Here is a 16116-nt window from a genome sequence, read left to right as displayed (position 1 = left end):
TATCCGCCCGCATGTGATTTTCAGTAACGGAACATTGAAACCCATATTCCAGATTAGCTTTTGATTTTAAAAAGCTTTCACATTACTTGCTGTGAAGAAAACGGGTCGCCTCTTCCCATTGACCCGACAACACCAGCGGCAAGCCCTGTATGGATTTGGCGATGGCATCGTCTATCGCCTGCCGGTCTTCGGCGCTGGGCTTGTTGAGCACATAACCCACCACCAGATTGCGGTCGCCGGGGTGGTCGATGCCCAAACGCAGGCGGTAAAAACCGGGCGTGCCCAGTCTGGCTTGAATGTCTTTCAGGCCGTTGTGGCCGCCGTTGCCGCCGCCGAGCTTGAAGCGGATGCGCCCGCAAGGGATATCCAATTCGTCGTGCACCACCAAAATTTCTTCCGGCTTGATTTTGTAAAACGACGCCAATGCGGCCACCGCCTGACCGGAGCGGTTCATAAACGTATTCGGTTTCAGCAGCCATATTTCCCCTTCGGGGTGGGTAACGCGCGCCACTTCGCCGAAAAATTTTTTCTCTTCTTTCAAGCGGGCGTTCCATGCCCAAGCCAATTCGTCTATCAGCCAAAATCCGGCATTGTGGCGCGTGTGGGTGTATTCCGCGCCGGGGTTGCCCAGCCCGACGATTAATTTGATTTCCGACATTTTATCTTTCCATATTTATGGCCGTCTGAAATTTCAGACGGCCTGATGTATCTTCTGATTCGCCTATTTATTTAATATCAAAAAAGCACAGCCGCCATATCGCCAAACACGGCTCAATCGGCTTCTTTATTATTCCGCACGCGCAAACGGCGGGCTTCTTTGGGATCAATCAACAGCGGACGGTACACTTCCACGCGGTCTTTATCGCGCAACACCGTATCGTCTTTCACCGCTTTGCCGAAAATACCCAACGGCGCATTGTGCACGTCTGCTTCGGGAAACTCTTCGGCAATGCGGCTCTGCAACACCGCCTCGCGCGCGGTTGTGCCGTCTGAAACGGAAAGACGCTGCAACAGCTGCTTATCTGCCGTGCCGTACACAATTTCAATTTCAACCATAGCGGCGGTCTGCCTCTTTAACGAATGCGTCCACCAGCGTGCGCGAAAGGTGGCTGAACACCGGCGAAATCAGTGCGGAAAGCAGGCTGCTGGAAAAATCGTATTGCAGTTTGAATTCGATTTTGCAGGCATCGTCGCCCACGGGAATAAACTTCCATGTGCCTTGCAGGGTTTTGAACGGCCCTTCGAGCAAGTTCATACGGATTTCGCGCCCCGGCACGTTGTGGTTGTGCGTGGCGAAAGACTGCTGAACTTTCATATAGTCCATAAATAAACGCGCTTTCAGCTCGTTGCCGCCGCGCTCGATGATTTCGGTTTTGCTGTACCACGGCAGAAACTGCGGATAGTCTTCCACCCTATCCACCAGCTCGAACATCTGCTCGGCACTGTGCAGCACCAACATATTTTTTTCTACGGTTTTCATACGGTTTTGTAGGCACTATAAAGGCGGCATTATAACAAATAAAACCGGCAACTTGCCCGCCCTGCATGCCCATCTCTTCCCAGCCCATACTTCTCAGACGGCCGTCTGAAAAAACACCGCCAACTGCCATACCGCCCATGCCGATACGGTCAAACCCGCGCACAAACGCACCGTTTTATGTTGCAGCCACGCTTTCAACTGCGCCGCGAAAAAGCCCATCGCCAGCAGGTTGGGCAGCGTACCCAATGCAAAAGCCAGCATATACATGCCTCCCTGCGCCGCGCTGCCGCTGCCCAAAGCATACAGCGACGCGCTGTACACCAAACCGCACGGCAGCCAGCCCCACAACATGCCCACGGCAAAACAGGCCGGCACGCTGCGTATCGGCAGCAACTTATTCAGCAGCGGGTTCAAACGCTTCCACACCGGCCTGCCCACTGCCTCCACTTTCACCACTAAGGCCGACAAGCCGGCAAGATACAGCCCCAACAGCAACAGCAGCACATTCGCCGCCACAAACAAACCGTTTTGCAGCCACCGAGTTTCATCCAACGAAATCCCCACCTGCCCCAGCAAGCCAAGCAGCACGCCGATCAGCACATAACTGCTGATCCGCCCCGCATTCAGCAACACAATCAGCCAAAAGCGGTTGATATGCGGCGGCAACTGCAAAGCAAACGCGCTGCTCAACCCGCCGCACATGCCCACGCAATGCCCGCCGCCGAAAAAGCCGATAAGAAACAAAGTCAAAAAAGTGATGTCGCCGTTCATAAACCATACCGGTAAAAAGCAGAAACAGAGATACCCGGCAGCGCCGGCCATCCCAACCGGAAAACATATTATTGTAACAACATTGCCGCGCACTGCCGATTGCTTCATTTCCAACGGCATGTTTCCCGCATTTTTTCCACAAACCGCACGGCATGGTACGGCATATCGCAAGAAAGTGTGAAAAACTGTAAAAACATCTGCTTAAATGGAATATATGCACTTGTTTTCACCGTGCAGGGACCTATATTTTCGTTTACAATCACACCATTGAAACTTAACGAATCTGTTTAAAAGGAAACACTGTGAACAAAACGCCAAAATACATTGCCTTGGTGCTTGCTTCTGCATTGGTCTTAAACGGCTGCGATAAAGTGGACAGCTTTTTCGGCAAGCAAGACGAGCCGCAAAAGGATTTGGTACAAAAAGTAGAAACGCAAACCGACAGCGGCAAAGTAGAAATGCTGCTGCCCGACTTTACCAAACTGGTCGAACAAGAAGGCCAAACGGTAGTCAATATTCAAGCCCTCCAAGCCCCCCGCGCAGGCCGCAGCAACGACAATATGGACTTGAACCAGTTTCCCGACAACGATCCGTTTTACGAATTTTTCAAGCGCCTCGTACCCAACCTGCCCGACATTCCCGAGCAGGAAGACGACACCGAACTGCATTTCGGCTCGGGCTTCATCATCAGCCCCGACGGCTACATCCTAACCAATACCCATGTGGTCGGCGGCATGAGCAACATCAAAGTGCTGCTCAACGATAAACGCGAATACACCGCCAAATTAATCGGCTCCGACGTGCAATCCGATGTAGCCTTGTTGAAAATCGACGCCGAAAACCTGCCCGTCATCAAAGTCGGCAATGCCAAAGACCTTAAACCCGGCGAATGGGTGGCCGCCATCGGTGCGCCTTTCGGCTTCGACAACAGCGTTACCGCAGGCATCGTGTCGGCCAAAGGACGCAGCCTGCCCAACGAAAACTACACGCCGTTCATCCAAACCGACGTTGCCATCAACCCCGGCAATTCGGGCGGCCCGCTGTTTAACCTGAAAGGTCAGGTCGTCGGCATCAATTCGCAGATTTACAGCCGCAGCGGCGGATTTATGGGTATTTCGTTTGCCATTCCGATTGACGTAGCCATGAACGTGGCCGAACAGCTCAAAGCCGGCGGAAAAGTACAGCGCGGCCAACTCGGCGTGATTATTCAAGAAGTTTCCTATAATCTGGCCAAATCATTCGGCCTTGAAAAAGCCTCCGGCGCCTTAATTACCCGCGTGCTGCCCAACAGCCCCGCCCTGAAAGCAGGTTTGCAGTCCGGCGACATCGTGCGCAGCGTAAACGGAGAGGAAGTCCGCCAATCCAGCGACCTGCCCGTAATGGTCGGCGCAATTGCCCCGGGCAAGGAAGTCACACTCAATGTTTGGCGCAAAGGTAAAGAGCAACAAATCAAAGTGATACTCGGCGCCAGCGGTAACGACACCGAAACGAGCAACGCAGGCAACAACGATCCGATGTTTTCTACCGACGGCCAAGCCTTTGCGGTTGAAGCGGTGGGTCTAACCATGAAAGTGCGCACCTCCAACACCGGCAAACGCTTGGTGGTGGTTAAAGCCGAAGGTCCCGCCGAGCGCGCCGGCTTGAGACGAGGCGACGAAATCGTTACCGTGAACCATCTCAACGTAGAAGACGAAGCCACATTGAAAAGCGCGCTGGAAGGTGCGGGAAAAAATATTCCGCTGTTGGTGGAACGAAACGGCGATACCATTTTTATGGCTTTAACCCTGCCGTAAAACCAAGTGTAAGTCTTTGCCGTTCAGGCGTTTACACTTTTTCAGACGGCCTCTTGAGGCCGTCTGAAATCTTTTGGCGCAACTCTTTTTGGAAAGCAGCGCAACCATGCCTGCCAATCCCGGCATTCTTTCCCATGTATCGCTCGGCACCAACCGTTTTGAAGAAGCGGTGGCGTTTTAAGACAGAGTGTTGGCTAAGCTCGGCATCGGGCGGGTTTTGGATTTAAGCGAACACCGAGCCGTGGCTTACGGTCGCGCCTATCCCGAATTTTGGATTCAGGCTCCGCACGACAAACAACACGCACAAACTGCCAGCGGCGCACCCGGCCCGCGCCCGCATTACGGCAAAGAGTATTACGGCTGCTTTGTGCGCGATTTAGACGGCCACAAAATCGAAGCAATGGCTTGGCTGGCCGGGTAAAACGGCTGATGCTAGGTTAAGGCCGTCTGAAAACCCTTTTTTTCAGACGGCCTATCTATATAAACGCCACACTATCGGCCACATGCCTACTGCCTGCCGTTTCAGTCTTGTATAATCTTCCCTTTTCCGCACCACCTTCCCTATTTGTTGAGAAAACTTATGACCAAACCCATTATCCCGCGCGGCCCCGTGATGGCCGATGTCCACGCCTTCCGTCTCACCGACGAAGAAAAACAACGCCTGCTCGACCCTGCCGTCGGCGGCGTGATTTTGTTCCGCCGCAATTTTGAAAATGTTGCCCAACTTAAAGAGTTGATAAGCGAAATCAAAGCGTTGCGCTCGCCCGAACTGATTGTCGCCGTCGATCACGAAGGCGGACGCGTGCAGCGGTTTATCGACGGCTTTACCCGCTTGCCCGCCATGAATGTGCTCGGCGAAATTTGGGATACGCAAAGCCCCGAAGCGGCCAAAGCACAGGCCGAGCAAGTGGGTTGGGTGTTGGCAACCGAATTGAGCGCGTGCGGCGTGGATTTGTCGTTTACGCCCGTGCTGGATTTGAACTGGGGGCAATGCGCCGTGATCGGCAACCGCAGTTTCCACGGCAACGCCGAAATCGTTACCGAGCTGGCACTGGCTTTGCAGAAAGGCTTAAATAAAGGCGGTATGAAATCGTGCGGCAAACACTTTCCCGGCCACGGTTTCGTCGAAGGCGACAGCCATCATGTTTTGCCGCAAGACGACCGCAGTTTGAACGAATTGGAAGCCGCCGACATCGTGCCTTTCCGCCGCATGAGCGCGGCAGGCATGGCGGCCGTGATGCCCGCGCATGTGGTTTACCCGCAAGTCGACAGCCAACCGGCGGGCTTTTCGGCCAAATGGCTGAAAGATATTCTACGTGAAGACATCGGCTTTAACGGCGTGATTTTTTCAGACGACCTCACCATGGAAGGCGCATGTGGAGCGGGCGGCATCAAAGAGCGGGCAAAATTATCGTTTGATGCCGGCTGCGACATCGTGCTGGTGTGCAACCGCCCCGATTTGGTCGATGAATTGCGCGAGGATTTCGTGATTCCGTCCAACCCCGCATTGGCCGACCGCTGGCAATACATGGCAAACACCCTGCCCGCCGAACAAGCCGCCGCCGTGATGGAAACGCCCGAATTTAAGGCCGCTCAAGTCGCTACTGCCAAACTGGCCACGCCGAAAGATGTTGCCGGCGGCGTGAAAGTGGGCGAGGCGTTTTAGCAACTTCGTCTTTCAAACACAAACAAACACCCCGCCCGATTGGCTGAAAAGCTGATCGGACGGGTGTTTAGATCATTTCAGACGGCCTGAACTTAGCGGTTTCTATAACCGGGTTACACTCAACACACCTTTAACTTCGGAAAGGCTGGCTAAAACACGCGGTAAATCATTTACTTGCCGCACTTCCAGCGTGAACCGCATACTGGCTTCCAAATCGCGGCTTTGGGTTTGTACGGCGGTAACATTCAGTTTATGGCGTGCCAAGGTGTCGGAAACATCGCGCAGCAGTCCCCCGCGGTCTTGGGCGCGGATTTCTATATCTACGGCAAACACTTGGCCTTCTTGTGTTTGTGCCCAGCTTGCACTCAACACTTTATCGGGCGATTGTTCGGCAAGATGTTGGAACGAGGGGCAGTTGCTGCGGTGCACAGATATACCGCGTTCGCGGGTAACGAAGCCGACAATTTCATCGGGCGGTGCGGGTTTGCAGCATTTGGCCAATGTGGTCATCAAGCCGTCTTCACCGTCGATCAATATGCCGTTTTTGCCGCCTTTTTTGATTTTAGACTGCTTGACGATGGTGGTTTCGTTCAAAGGTGCAGGAGGCGGTTCAACCAATGTGCCGCATGCTTTCTGCAGCGCGCGGGGGGAAATTTCACCTTGACCGACGGCGGTGTATAAATCGTCGATTTTCTTAAAGCCGAGTTTTTCAGATAAATCTTGGAGATTGGGCTTGCAGGATACTTTCGCAAGCTGTTTTTCCAATTGGCTACGTCCGTTTTCGCGCACGGCATCGGCGTTCTGCTGGCGGATAAAGGCGCGTATTTTGCTGATGGCTTTGTTGGACTTGACCCAACCTTCATACAACCAGTTAACGGAAGGTTTACCTTCTTTGGCTGTAATGATTTCTACACGCTGGCCGTTTTCAAGCGGCGTAGAAAGCGGCACGATTTGGCCTTCGACCTTGGCGCCGCGGCAGCGGTCGCCGATGCTGCTGTGCAAAGCGTAGGCGAAATCGATGGGCGTGGAACCGTTAGGGAGCGAAAGCACTTTTCCGTGCGGAGTCAACACATATATCGTGTCGTTAAACAGCTCGGTGCGGAAGGCTCCGGCTAAATCCTCACGGTCGTGGTCGGCCATGTTTTCGCGCCAATCGAGCAGTTGGCGCAACCAAGCGATTTTTTGCTCGTAGGCATTGTCGCCGCGCCCGCCTTCTTTATAACGCCAGTGAGCGGCAACACCGAATTCATTGAATTGGTGCATATCGAAGGTGCGTATCTGCACTTCGACGCCTTTGTCTTCTGGGCCCACAACAACAGTATGCAGACTTTTGTAACCGTTTCCCTTGGGCTGGGCGATATAGTCGTCGAATTCCCCCGGAATCGGCTGCCACAAGCTGTGTACGATACCCAGTGTGGTATAGCATTCGGGAATGGTGTCCACCAAAATACGGACGGCACGGATATCATACAAACCGTCGAACCCGATTTTTTTCTTAACCATTTTGCGGTAAATCGAATAAATATGCTTCGGGCGGCCGGCCACATCATAATGAATGCCGTATTTGTCTAACTCATTTCGCAGCGCTTGAAGAAAATGCTCGATATATTCCAGCCGTTCGGTGCGCTTTTCATCAAGCAGGCGGGCAATTTCTTTATATTGCTCAGGGTTTTGATGGCGGAAGCCCAAGTCTTCGAGCTGCCATTTAAGCTGCCATACCCCCAAACGGTTAGCGAGCGGAGCGAATATATCCAGCGTTTCTTTGGCCAGTGCCCTTTTTTCTTCACTGTCGGGCAGCGTGCCGATAAACTGCATGGTGCGGGTACGCAGGGCAAGTTTAATCAGCACAACGCGGATGTCGCTAACCATTGCCAACAGCATTTTGCGCATGGTTTCTGCTTGTTGGGCGCGTTCTTCCGACGTAGCGAGACTGTCAACGCGGGCGAAATGGGTGAGTTTCTGTACTTCGTCTATGCCTTTCACCAAATTGGCAACGGTGGCATTGCATTTTTCGGCAACCGTTTCCTGCCATTCGGGGCAGTAAGAAGAAATTTCAGTCAAGATAGTGGCGGCAACAGCTTCAGGCAGCAAGTCCATATCGGCAACCATTTGCGCCGCACCTAAGAAATTACTCATTAAAGGCTCGCCGTTGGCAGTAAACCCGTCAACGGGATAACATTCTTCCGCCAATTTGCGGGCGTTGAGCAGCAGTTGGGCATCACGTTCATTGAGTTTGGCAACGTATTCGTTAAACCATTTATAGTAAGCATTGAGATCCGGTGCGATGCTGCTGGGTGCTTGTGCGATGTGTGTCATTGCTTTCCCCGATAAGTCCGATATGTAACGGCTATTGTATAGCGGATTCAAATTTGACGTACAACTTTCCAAGCAGAAAAAATCCGTGATCGACAACATGTCGGCTTAAAACATATTTAAGGCCGTATCGTTCTGAGCCGACACTCAAAATCACTTTGTTTCGGCTCAAGCAAAAGCTGTTTTACACAAAATGTAAACAATCCGATCGCTCAACCAAATCTCAGTTCTTTGTTTCAGATGCTGCTTTCAATTATCCAAACATCTTATTTTATTGTGATTTTTATTATAAAAATAATAAACATATTTAATAAGTTATAAATTTCCTTTCAAAACATAGTGAAACGTTAAAAAAGCTTTGCTATACGTTATATTGTACAAAAAATAGGTTGCAAACAGGAATAATTGCTATTAACATTCGACGTTATGGAAAATGAACGTGTACTAACGCCTACCACCTTTGTAGTGGTCACTTTATTGCATATATGGTTGATCTTTTTGGCATGGCAAATCGCCAAGCCTGCGCAGATGGGGGTAGAGCATATAGAGTTTGTCGACTTAGGGGATTTCGGCGGCGGAGACGGCAGACCGGAAGGCTCAGGCGCGCCCGCACCTGAAAAAGCTGAACAGCCCCGTCCGGAAAAGCCCAAACCTAAAGTTGAGGCCAAACCCCAGCCTAAACCCAAACCAGTAGAACAACCTAAGGCTGAAATCAAGCCTGTGATCACCAAAAAAGATCAGGCGGATATCAAACAAGCCAAAGAAACGCCCAAGCCCAAACCCGTTGAAAAACCTAAGCCTGAACCTCAACCGAAACCTGTTGAAAAACCCGTAGAAAAGCCGGTTGAAAAGCCAGCTGCCAAAACTGCTGATACGTCTTCCGAGAGCACTTCTGCAGGCGGAAAAGTTACCGCCAAAGACGGCAAAGGCGATGGCACCGGTTATTCTAAGATTCAAGGTAAAGGCAGCGGGACAGACGGCACCGGTGATGGTCGGGGCTTAGGTAAAGGCGAAGGCAGCGGCAGCAAAACCGGAAGCGGCCACGGTGATGGCGATACCCGAGGGGCAGGTGCCGGTGTCGGAAGCAGTAGAGGCAACCCCACTCGGGCAACAGGTTCTATTCCTCGCCCTCCCTACCCTCCAATTTCCGAGGAAAACGGAGAAGAAGGCACGGTTATGCTTAAAGTAGTGGTAGATCCCAGCGGAAAAGTGGTGGATGTGAAAATCTCCCGAAGCAGCGGCTATGTCCGCCTGGATAAAGCGGCTGTAAATGCTGCACGCAAAGGTGGATTTAAACCTAGAGGATGGACTGAATTCACCATATCCGTAAAATTCCATCTTTAAATTTAACCCGGCATATTGCAAATACTGCAATCTCCAAACGGATGCCCCGCATAATAAATTTATATTGATTTAGTTACTTGTTATTATTTTTTGGAAAAAGTTATGAATTTAAAATTAATTTTTGAATCAGGTGATGCCGTACTGATCAGTGTTTTTTTCTTATTGCTCTTCATGAGCATCATCACTTGGACCATTATGATTGTGCGCGGTATCAAACTGATGAAAGCCAAAAAAGCCAATCAAGCGGTCAAACCCTTAATTTGGAATGCCAAAACTTTAGATGAAGCTGTACAAAAAGCCAAAACAGTTTCTTCACCGATGAGCGAATTGACTTTAGAAGCTGTACGCGCTCATGAAAACTACCGTAAGCACAAAGATACGCAAATTGCTGCGGCAGTACCGTTGAATGATTATTTAGTCAGACAAATCCGTAACAGCATGAGTCAGATTTTGCGTAAATTTGATGGCGGCTTAACAGCACTGGCTTCTGTAGGTGCAACTGCTCCGTTTATTGGATTGTTTGGAACAGTTTGGGGTATTTACCATGCCCTAATCAACATTAGTGAAAGCGGTCAAATGAGTATTGCAGCAGTGGCAGGCCCTATCGGTGAAGCATTGGTTGCTACGGCATTTGGTCTGTTTGTAGCCATTCCTGCAGTATTAGCCTATAACTTTTTAGTACGCGGAAACAAAACGCTGGCTCAAGATATGGATGCTTTCGCCCACGATTTCCATGTACAACTGTTAAACAATAAGGATTGATAATATGGCATTCGGTTCAATGAATTCAGGTGATGAGTCCCCAATGGCCGATATCAACGTTACCCCATTGGTTGACGTAATGCTGGTGTTGCTTATTGTATTTATGATTACCATGCCTGTGCTCACGCACTCAATTCCATTACAACTGCCTACAGCTTCGGAAAACGTGAAACAGGAAACACAGCCTAAAGAACCGTTGCGTTTGACGATTGCTGCAGATGGAGCATATTTGCTTGGAGCAGAATCAACAACCAAACTGAGTTTGGAAGAGGTAACAAGCAGATTGAAGCAAGCCAAAACCAATAACGAGGATACCATTTTGGCGATTGCCGCCGATAAAAGCGTAGAATACGATTTTGTCGCACAAGCTTTACATTCCGCACGTGAAGCCGGTATCAGCAAAGTAGGATTTATTACCGAAACCAAATCCGGCAATTAGGGACTTAGGAAGCAAAATCACCGAGCCCAACCCCGCCAAATCCTACGACTTTTCGCCTTGGATTTGACGGCTTACAACACCCCCAAACTAACAGGAATCAGTGTCAGAAGCATAACAGTCTATACCTGAAATTGCGTCGGCGTTTGGCTGACGAATGTGAGCAACAGACACCTTTGTGGGGCATCGTAAAACCGGATGAATCCTACTTTGGTACCAAGCGTATTGGTGGAAAACGTGGTCGTGGTGCCGGCGGCAAAACGATTTTTTTTCGGCATTCTAAAGCGCGGTGACAAAGTGTATACCGAAATCGTCCCCGATGCCTCTAAAGTCACGCTGCAAAAGGTTATCAGAGGCCATATCTCGGTTGAGAACGTCATCAATACTGATGGGTGGCGCGGTTATCAGAGACCGGTTGACATGGGCTTTGCGAAGCATTTCAGAGTGCATCACGGTGACAATGAGTTCGCTCGTGGTACACAGCATATCAACGGTATTTAATCCTTAAATAAGCTGTTTTACAGCTTGCTCGAATACATCGATAGCACAATTTAGTTTTGTGTCAGATACTTGCTTATCAAAATAGCCGCAACCAAATAATTTCAAGCTAAGTATCATCAGAAGAGTATAGTTTTTTTATCATAACATCTTGGAAAATTAAAAGTAATTTTGGTATAGTGTACAGCTCACAGCGGTTTGAACGGAGAAACACCTTTCAAGGTGTTACAGACTTATTTGTAAGAAATAACCGCGTTGTTTACACAACAGGTTGAGTAAAGTAGGTCTCCAAAACTTCAAAAGGCGTATCACCTTTCAGGCTGCTGTGAGGTTTAACCGTATTGTAGAAATTCACAAACCGACGCAAATCTCTACAACGTTGTTGTGCATCGGCAAAAGTTTGCTTGTCATGCCACATCTCCATCAGTGTACGGATAACGCGCTCCGCCTTACCATTGGTCTGTGGGCGGGCAATGCGGGTAAACTTTTGCACGATGTTGTTTTGGCAGCAGACCACACTGAACGGGTGGGATGCATTTCCCTTGTACCCGACACCGTTATCCGAATAGGCACACTCCACGGTGTACGGGCAACAGTCAATCACATCACGCAGCAGAAACTTAGCCGCACCGGCAGCGGTGCGGTCAGGCAGGATGGCCGCATACAGCTCGCGGGAATAGTCGTCAATGGCGACAAACAAGTATTCGAAGGGGTCGGCGACGGTTTGGTTTTTCAGCCCGGGTAGCCGCTTGGTATCAAAATGCACCATTTCTCCGGGATAGGATTTGTTGTAGCGGCGTGCTTGCTTTTTCAACATCTCTTCAATTTCCCGCTCCACCTTGGCCAGGCGCTTCATACCGTATTTGGCTTGTTTGAAGCGGTTATTGGTGCTTTTTTGCGGGACGAGCAGCTTAAGACGAGCCGCTTTGAGGATGCGGTAAATTGTCGGCCTGCTGACTTTGTATTCTGCAGCCAAAGAGGTGACGCTGTGCTTGTCTTGGGTATATGCCCGCCAAATGGCTTGGCGGTTGTGTGGGGTGAGCCGGGTATTCTTGTGAATGTTCATACAGCATTCTCTTTCAAATACTGTAAACAACGCTAGAAATTTCTACAACCTTAACCTGCTATTCAAATAACGTTATGATTTATAAAATTTTATTTCCAGTTGGGCTTGTTTTTAGTATATAAAAAAATGATGCACAGTAGGACAATATAAAAATATGAACGGAAGAGAATAAAAAGTATAAAAATTTTCTTAAAATTTCACCATAGTAAAATTTTGGGGCTGAAGTAGATTAGCCCAAAACCTCACACCAAATCCGCAGAATTTTTAGCTGCTGCTTTAGTGTCCCAAAATTAAAACGAAATTCGCATTCTTTCAAGAATAGAGGAAAAGACTTTCGGTCAATGCCATTATATTTGCGCAAGACACGCTTGGCCTGATTCCAGAAATTCTCAATGCCGTTGATGTGGTTTTGCCTCTCGGCAAATGCCTTACTGTGGTTAATCCTGTGGTGGTGAAAACTACTGACATCCAGTACGTCGTAACTGCTCAAGCTGTACGTATAAACCACGCTGTCCGGCTTTTAATAACAGGAGATAAACTTTCTCTCTTGGCACTGTCCACCACGACGGTATAAACCTTCCCGCCACGTTTGAGGATGCCGAAAACCACCACTTTTCCTGCGGCACCTCTGCCGCGTTTTCCTTTGCGCTTACCGCCGAAATAACTCTCATCCAATTCTATGCTTCCCTCAAAAACCTGATCTGCCTCCAAAGCCCAATGATGACTGATGACGAGGCGGATTTTGCGGTAAAACAGTATGGCGGAGACCTTTGCAAAACCCCACGCCAACAAACAGCCGGAACATGCTTCATCATGTTCCGGCTGTTTTTGCGTAAAAAGTAGACAAGCTGAGACCTTTGCAAAACCTCAGATGTGGATGCAGTTCAAGGCGTAGCAGCACAGCGAGTGCAGACATATCATACAGATAGGCAAACGAGCGAGCAGCGCACAACGCAGAAATGCGCCGCAGATGGGGGTTTTGCAAAGGTCTCAGCCTAGCATGACTGCTAATCTACATCAGCCCCAAAACAAGATAGGCCGCAATTGCTTGCGGCCTATCTTTTGACTTATTTGGCTCCCCGACCTGGGCTCGAACCAGGGACCTGCGGATTAACAGTCCGTCGCTCTACCGACTGAGCTATCGGGGAACAGCTATGCATTATATTAACAAATTAAAAATTTGTCAACAATATAAAACAACTTTAATCTTATTGCTTAAACAACCATTTTGTTAAGAGTTATAAAATATCAGCAATATGTTTTGCCGCTCGCTTAGCATCCAATAAAATCAACCCCAGCTTACCGCTCTCTCGTGCCATCAATGCAAGAACTGCACTATTACCAGCCTGACTCAATAAAACATATCCATGAGATCCTTTAACCATGACTTGATCCAGCTCTCCACAAGCCAACTCATGAACTGCACGATTACCTAATGCAAGCAAAGTAGCAGACATTGCACCTACTCGATCAGCATTCAAATTATTAGGTAATAAAGTTGCAATAGGTAAACCATCAGTTGAAATTACAGCCGATGCCGTAATATCTGAGGATGTATTATTCAAATCACTTAATACTGAAATTAATAATTGTTCACGCATATTTTTATCCCGTCAATATCATATCAATAGACTTAAAGCCTGAGTAACAATTTCTAATCTTTCGGTTTTTAATATTTACCGTAACGATTATGCAAAACTTTAACTAGAATAACAAACTCTTCTTTATTCAAATCAGGAACCCCACCAATTACCAAAATCAGTTTACTCATACCAATATAAAGCGGGAAAAAAGTCAACTCACTTTGTCCTGAAGGATCGCAAATACCCCAAGCACTATGGTGAATATGTAAATTATTTTTGATAAGCAGCTGATGTCTATCAACCACTTCAGCAATCTCACCGGCAAGAATACCTACCTCTTCAGCTGCTTCGTGGTGAAATCCAGCATTTGCAAAATACAATCCATTCTCATCAGCCAATAACGCTTTACCTGAATTGGACAATTTAGCCAGTAATTCAGGTAACTGTTCATCCGACAGATTCAAGTCTTCATTACCTACACTCTCGTCACCATACAAAAACTCAAGGCGCTGCAATCTGTAAAGTAGATTTAATGCACTTTCAAAGTCATTGGTATCTGCCCATTTCATTAATTTATCACTACTGATAGTTTCATTTGGATCAGCACGTAAAAGGCCATAAAGTAATGTGCGGCTTGCGCTAGCAGTATCTCCGGAAACTGCATAATATGCACCAGCCGGAGTAATTTTAGGGTACAAATTTGATTGTAAAGAAAGTGTAGATTCCATTTTATACCTCTAATCCCGGATCAATCGAAAAGAGCATCGCACTTACCAACTGTTTAACGTCGTCCTCCCGACGTGCATCAATTTCAAATACCGGTACATTAAAATTATTTTGAGCCAAATATTTCTGATATACGTCCACCCCAGGCAATGAACGGATATCCATTTTAGTAACGCCCACAACTAAAGGAGCTGTTTTGAGTAACTCTCGAAAAGCATCTAGGAAAAATTGTAAGTCTTTTAAAGGGTTTGTTCTTGTATTGTCTAACAATAGAATTAAACCCATGCTACCTTGACTCAAAATTTCCCACATAAAATTAAAGCGCTCCTGACCAGGAGTACCATATAAGTGAACTTTAGTTTCTTCATCTAAACGAATAACACCATAATCCATGGCTACTGTAGTATAACCTTTTCTCACTAAAGTCATATCAGATGCATCAGCATCAGTTTGAACAGGTGGCTCATCAGATAATGCAGAAATGGCTGTTGTTTTGCCTACACCTACTGGACCGGTAAAAATAATTTTATTTTCTTTCATATTCCTATCACTCCTAATATTATTTCTTACCGATCAACTTACGCATTAATCTTTGCAACAGGCTTCTTGGTTGCTCAGCCGAAGGACTTACCGCTTTTTCTGCATCCCTAGCCATTTGATTATCTGGCACATCACCACTAACATTAACCTTATCTCCAACAATATTAGTTTGTTTGCCGTCACCTGAAAATTCCGCATCCACCGCCAAAAAACCAGTCACGTGAGTCGCAGCCAGATAATTGAGAATATCAGGCATTTCTAAAGGCATTACTTTATATAGTATGTTTAAATTAACCGATGTTTTTGTCAAAAATGCTGAAAGACGCATTGACTCCGGAACAGATGCCAGACGAGTTAAATTTGGCCAACGCTTTAAAGTAAAAATTGTTTGCGGGGTCATTGGATAAATCAGACGGCCTTGAGCAGTCCAAATAGCCATCTGCCATAAACAAGACATTATCGTAACTTTGGCTTTTTCTTTCCATTGCGGATTATCTGGAACTGCTTTGCAAACTACTGATAAATTATCATCTTTGCTCAACTTCTCCAGCTCGGTAGCGCTTACCGTAAGTAATACACGCTGTATGCTAGGAAAGACAATAAGAACCGGTTTGCCGTTATACAATACTGCGATATCTTGATGTCCCTGGCTGGCAAATTTTAAAGCACCAAGCAAACCTCTTTGAGGGTTAAAACGACGGATGGTTGCTTTTCGTGAGCCATTGGCTTCAGAACTATCGCCTTTATCCGTAGTTTTATCAGTCACCTCGAAAATATTGCCGCCTTGAGAGAGGCTTCTTAAGATAGGAAATAAAGTATCAAATTTGATTGGCTTAGCTAAATAAGGCGTGGTAACTGTCGGCTCTTTGGCAGAAAACATCACAACAGGTATTTTGCTGTATTCATCTTTTAACCTTTGCCAGCTTGCAAATCCTTGCTCTGAATCAGTATCTACTAAAATCAAATCCGGCTTTTCCCCTGAGTCCGGCAGCACGATTTCATAATTAGTAGTATTGTGCATTTTAAATGCCATGCGGAATACAGCTTCTTGCTGCTCCCCCATGTCCTTAAGCATAATCCGCACTGTTTTTACTTTAGGTAACAAATTATCCATTATTAGAGTGCTCTTAAAAAATAT

At 47.8% G+C, this 16116-nt stretch carries 16 protein-coding genes, 1 tRNA gene and 2 pseudogenes; 7 read left to right on the top strand and 12 right to left on the bottom strand.

Features of this window, described 5'->3' with window-relative positions:
- Positions 1 to 82: 82 nt before the first annotated feature.
- From pth to LVJ88_RS03205, 4 genes are all read right to left on the bottom strand, one after another.
- Positions 83 to 658 carry an aminoacyl-tRNA hydrolase gene (pth, locus tag LVJ88_RS03220; protein WP_085356558.1) on the bottom strand — a complete coding sequence of 192 codons (576 nt, stop codon included), beginning with the start codon at positions 656 to 658 and terminating at the stop codon, positions 83 to 85.
- Between the two features lie 113 nt (positions 659 to 771).
- A complete protein-coding gene (locus LVJ88_RS03215) occupies positions 772 to 1056 on the bottom strand; it encodes an RnfH family protein (protein WP_054598862.1) in 285 nt (94 codons plus the stop codon).
- Entirely contained in the window at positions 1049 to 1480 is a 432-nt protein-coding gene (locus LVJ88_RS03210) for a type II toxin-antitoxin system RatA family toxin (protein WP_085418249.1), read from the bottom strand. Before LVJ88_RS03210 ends, LVJ88_RS03215 begins: the two co-directional genes overlap by 8 nt.
- Positions 1481 to 1573: 93 nt before the next feature.
- Positions 1574 to 2251, bottom strand: a complete 678-nt coding sequence (locus LVJ88_RS03205) for a sulfite exporter TauE/SafE family protein (protein WP_085418264.1) — start codon at positions 2249 to 2251, stop codon at positions 1574 to 1576.
- A 302-nt stretch (positions 2252 to 2553) separates the two neighbouring features.
- On the opposite strand from LVJ88_RS03205, the gene LVJ88_RS03200 reads away from it, so the two are divergent.
- The 3 genes from LVJ88_RS03200 to nagZ all read left to right on the top strand — a co-directional run bounded on the left by LVJ88_RS03200 (position 2554) and on the right by nagZ (position 5710).
- Positions 2554 to 4044 (top strand): DegQ family serine endoprotease, encoded by a 1491-nt coding sequence (locus LVJ88_RS03200; protein WP_054598858.1) that lies wholly within the window; start codon positions 2554 to 2556, stop codon positions 4042 to 4044.
- Positions 4045 to 4234: 190 nt separating this feature from the next.
- Positions 4235 to 4465 carry a VOC family protein gene (locus LVJ88_RS03195; protein WP_233127547.1) on the top strand — a complete coding sequence of 77 codons (231 nt, stop codon included), beginning with the start codon at positions 4235 to 4237 and terminating at the stop codon, positions 4463 to 4465.
- A 159-nt stretch (positions 4466 to 4624) separates the two neighbouring features.
- Complete coding sequence (gene nagZ, locus LVJ88_RS03190) at positions 4625 to 5710, top strand: beta-N-acetylhexosaminidase (RefSeq protein WP_085418250.1); 1086 nt, start codon at positions 4625 to 4627, stop codon at positions 5708 to 5710.
- Between the two features lie 102 nt (positions 5711 to 5812).
- Here nagZ and LVJ88_RS03185 read toward each other — a convergent pair whose 3' ends face one another.
- Positions 5813 to 8026, bottom strand: coding sequence for a RelA/SpoT family protein (locus tag LVJ88_RS03185; RefSeq protein ID WP_085418251.1), 2214 nt, complete (start codon positions 8024 to 8026; stop codon positions 5813 to 5815).
- A 423-nt stretch (positions 8027 to 8449) separates the two neighbouring features.
- On the opposite strand from LVJ88_RS03185, the gene LVJ88_RS03180 reads away from it, so the two are divergent.
- From LVJ88_RS03180 to LVJ88_RS03165, 4 genes and pseudogenes are all read left to right on the top strand, one after another.
- Positions 8450 to 9367 (top strand): energy transducer TonB, encoded by a 918-nt coding sequence (locus LVJ88_RS03180; protein ID WP_085418252.1) that lies wholly within the window; start codon positions 8450 to 8452, stop codon positions 9365 to 9367.
- 102 nt (positions 9368 to 9469) lie between these two features.
- The gene (locus tag LVJ88_RS03175) at positions 9470 to 10129 is read left to right on the top strand and encodes a MotA/TolQ/ExbB proton channel family protein (RefSeq protein WP_054617435.1); all 660 of its coding nucleotides are present in this window, start codon (positions 9470 to 9472) and stop codon (positions 10127 to 10129) included.
- A 4-nt stretch (positions 10130 to 10133) separates the two neighbouring features.
- On the top strand, positions 10134 to 10568 hold the full coding sequence (locus LVJ88_RS03170; protein ID WP_085359710.1) for an ExbD/TolR family protein: 435 nt from the start codon (positions 10134 to 10136) through the stop codon (positions 10566 to 10568).
- 39 nt (positions 10569 to 10607) lie between these two features.
- Positions 10608 to 11063, top strand: a pseudogene (locus LVJ88_RS03165) (IS1595 family transposase); the annotation flags it as partial.
- 259 nt (positions 11064 to 11322) lie between these two features.
- Here LVJ88_RS03165 and LVJ88_RS03160 read toward each other — a convergent pair.
- The 7 genes and pseudogenes from LVJ88_RS03160 to LVJ88_RS03130 all read right to left on the bottom strand — a co-directional run bounded on the left by LVJ88_RS03160 (position 11323) and on the right by LVJ88_RS03130 (position 16092).
- A complete protein-coding gene (locus LVJ88_RS03160; RefSeq protein ID WP_085418253.1) occupies positions 11323 to 12129 on the bottom strand; it encodes an integrase core domain-containing protein in 807 nt (268 codons plus the stop codon).
- Between the two features lie 229 nt (positions 12130 to 12358).
- Positions 12359 to 12894: pseudogene (locus tag LVJ88_RS03155) on the bottom strand (IS1595 family transposase); the annotation flags it as partial.
- 307 nt (positions 12895 to 13201) lie between these two features.
- Positions 13202 to 13277 (bottom strand) — tRNA-Asn (locus LVJ88_RS03150).
- Positions 13278 to 13367: 90 nt separating this feature from the next.
- Complete coding sequence (locus LVJ88_RS03145) at positions 13368 to 13730, bottom strand: roadblock/LC7 domain-containing protein (protein WP_085418255.1); 363 nt, start codon at positions 13728 to 13730, stop codon at positions 13368 to 13370.
- 68 nt (positions 13731 to 13798) lie between these two features.
- Positions 13799 to 14440, bottom strand: coding sequence for a hypothetical protein (locus tag LVJ88_RS03140; RefSeq protein ID WP_054617397.1), 642 nt, complete (start codon positions 14438 to 14440; stop codon positions 13799 to 13801).
- A 1-nt stretch (position 14441) separates the two neighbouring features.
- Positions 14442 to 14978 carry a GTP-binding protein gene (locus LVJ88_RS03135; protein WP_054617398.1) on the bottom strand — a complete coding sequence of 179 codons (537 nt, stop codon included), beginning with the start codon at positions 14976 to 14978 and terminating at the stop codon, positions 14442 to 14444.
- A gap of 19 nt (positions 14979 to 14997) precedes the next feature.
- Complete coding sequence (locus LVJ88_RS03130; RefSeq protein ID WP_085359638.1) at positions 14998 to 16092, bottom strand: response regulator; 1095 nt, start codon at positions 16090 to 16092, stop codon at positions 14998 to 15000.
- Between the last annotated feature and the right edge of the window lie 24 nt (positions 16093 to 16116).

Origin of the sequence: Neisseria dumasiana (genome assembly GCF_022870885.1) — a bacterium.
Lineage (GTDB): Bacteria > Pseudomonadota > Gammaproteobacteria > Burkholderiales > Neisseriaceae > Neisseria > Neisseria dumasiana.
This window is presented reverse-complemented; position numbering and strand designations above follow the sequence as displayed.

Excerpts from the sequence above, each read along its gene's own strand:
- pth (WP_085356558.1), bottom strand. The coding sequence starts at position 658 with ATGTCGGAAATCAAATTAATCGTCGGGCTGGGCAACCCCGGCGCGGAA.
- LVJ88_RS03215 (WP_054598862.1), bottom strand. The coding sequence starts at position 1,056 with ATGGTTGAAATTGAAATTGTGTACGGCACGGCAGATAAGCAGCTGTTG.
- LVJ88_RS03210 (WP_085418249.1), bottom strand. The coding sequence starts at position 1,480 with ATGAAAACCGTAGAAAAAAATATGTTGGTGCTGCACAGTGCCGAGCAG.
- LVJ88_RS03205 (WP_085418264.1), bottom strand. The coding sequence starts at position 2,251 with ATGAACGGCGACATCACTTTTTTGACTTTGTTTCTTATCGGCTTTTTC.
- nagZ (WP_085418250.1), top strand. The coding sequence starts at position 4,625 with ATGACCAAACCCATTATCCCGCGCGGCCCCGTGATGGCCGATGTCCAC.
- LVJ88_RS03185 (WP_085418251.1), bottom strand. The coding sequence starts at position 8,026 with ATGACACACATCGCACAAGCACCCAGCAGCATCGCACCGGATCTCAAT.
- LVJ88_RS03180 (WP_085418252.1), top strand. The coding sequence starts at position 8,450 with ATGGAAAATGAACGTGTACTAACGCCTACCACCTTTGTAGTGGTCACT.
- LVJ88_RS03175 (WP_054617435.1), top strand. The coding sequence starts at position 9,470 with ATGAATTTAAAATTAATTTTTGAATCAGGTGATGCCGTACTGATCAGT.
- LVJ88_RS03170 (WP_085359710.1), top strand. The coding sequence starts at position 10,134 with ATGGCATTCGGTTCAATGAATTCAGGTGATGAGTCCCCAATGGCCGAT.
- LVJ88_RS03160 (WP_085418253.1), bottom strand. The coding sequence starts at position 12,129 with ATGAACATTCACAAGAATACCCGGCTCACCCCACACAACCGCCAAGCC.
- LVJ88_RS03145 (WP_085418255.1), bottom strand. The coding sequence starts at position 13,730 with ATGCGTGAACAATTATTAATTTCAGTATTAAGTGATTTGAATAATACA.
- LVJ88_RS03140 (WP_054617397.1), bottom strand. The coding sequence starts at position 14,440 with ATGGAATCTACACTTTCTTTACAATCAAATTTGTACCCTAAAATTACT.
- LVJ88_RS03135 (WP_054617398.1), bottom strand. The coding sequence starts at position 14,978 with ATGAAAGAAAATAAAATTATTTTTACCGGTCCAGTAGGTGTAGGCAAA.
- LVJ88_RS03130 (WP_085359638.1), bottom strand. The coding sequence starts at position 16,092 with ATGGATAATTTGTTACCTAAAGTAAAAACAGTGCGGATTATGCTTAAG.